This window comes from Mesorhizobium sp. M7A.F.Ca.US.014.04.1.1, from assembly GCF_003998745.1.
Lineage (GTDB): Bacteria > Pseudomonadota > Alphaproteobacteria > Rhizobiales > Rhizobiaceae > Mesorhizobium > Mesorhizobium ciceri.
Window position 1 is genome coordinate 1 of the sequence record NZ_RZRW01001289.1, and the last position, 685, is coordinate 685.

The following is a 685-nucleotide window of genomic DNA, read 5'->3' on the forward strand; positions in this document are numbered from 1 at the left end:
GGCTGTGATCTGGGCGCACCCAGATGCCGTTTGCAGCGCGAAACGGGCTGCCGTCCCCAGCAACCACATAGGGCCGCATGCGCGGCGTGCCCGCCGCACCGCTGGTTATGAACAGGAAATCCCTGCCGGGCGAGGAAAACAGGTCGAACATGCCGTAGATCGTGGAGGCGGTAGCCTCCGGAACGGCAAGGATCGCCACATTCAATGGGCCGATCTGTTCAACCATGGCAGAAATGACCGCCTTTCAGCATTTTCGACTTTAGCGGCCGTGCCCGCGCCGCGCTAGCGTGTGTGAAACGAGGAGACCGCCACATGGCCGCCACCGCTACCCTTGCAGCATCGAGCATCGAAAGCTTCCGTTCCATCATGCGCGGCGAGGTGCTGGAGCCGTCGAGCCCATCCTATGACACGACGCGGATCGTCTGGAACGGCATGATCGACCGACGTCCCGCTCTCATCGCGCGCTGCCGGAGTTTTGCCGATGTCGAGGCGTCGGTGAATTTCGCGCGCGAAGAGCGGCTGGCGATCGCGATCCGCTCGGGAGGCCACAATGTTGCAGGCTACGCCGTCTGCGACGGCGGCCTGGTGATCGACATGTCGCTGATGAATGGCGTGCGGGTCGCGCCCGGCGTCGATCGTGTCTTCGTTGAGGGCGGCGCTATTTGGGCCGATGTCGATGCGGACC

General features: G+C 63.8%; 1 protein-coding gene and 1 pseudogene. One reads left to right on the top strand and one right to left on the bottom strand.

From position 1 onward, the window contains the following. A pseudogene (locus EOA22_RS36125) lies at window positions 1–226 on the bottom strand (AraC family transcriptional regulator); the annotation flags it as partial. A gap of 86 nt (window positions 227–312) precedes the next feature. Between EOA22_RS36125 and EOA22_RS36130 the strand changes: the two are divergent. Further along, window positions 313–685 (top strand): FAD-dependent oxidoreductase (locus EOA22_RS36130; RefSeq protein ID WP_164756310.1); only part of this gene is annotated, 373 nt, incomplete at its 3' end.